This is a genomic window from Gilliamella sp. Pas-s25 (genome assembly GCF_009795885.1).
GTDB lineage: Bacteria > Pseudomonadota > Gammaproteobacteria > Enterobacterales > Orbaceae > Gilliamella.
In genome coordinates this window covers 1-451 of sequence record NZ_WTEV01000088.1, presented here as the reverse complement: position 1 = coordinate 451, position 451 = coordinate 1, and the positions used below count along the sequence as shown (strand labels likewise).

Genomic DNA, 451 nt, shown 5'->3' with positions numbered 1-451 from the left:
TTAAGCCGATAATAAGGAAGACCTGTAGTGATTTTAAACAAGTTAATATTTCTCTAAAGGGATTAAAACGTAAAATAAATCTACAGAAAATTATAACCTTTGCTACATCGAATGTATTAGACAATATATGTCGCCTACGTTTGGCTTATCATACGGAAGAATTTGGCGGTAGAAATGATATTTATATTTTATATGATAATAAACTTGATCATGATGGTATTGTTTTGGAATTGATAAAGAACTTTGCACGTCAAAACTATTTTTCTTATGGCATAAAATATTCGGGGTGTAAGAGTGCAAATAATGCCATTGAGTATGCAATGGCATTCAACTTTGCCACAATATATCCTTACGAAAAATATTATTTTGACGAAAAAAAATTAGATGACAATAAACGACTGAGAATGATTTATACCGCTAATATTATTAATCATCATCATTTAGAGATTGG

General features: G+C 29.3%; 1 pseudogene. It reads left to right on the top strand.

From position 1 onward, the window contains the following. Window positions 1–451, top strand: a pseudogene (locus GQ593_RS13465) (hypothetical protein); the annotation flags it as partial.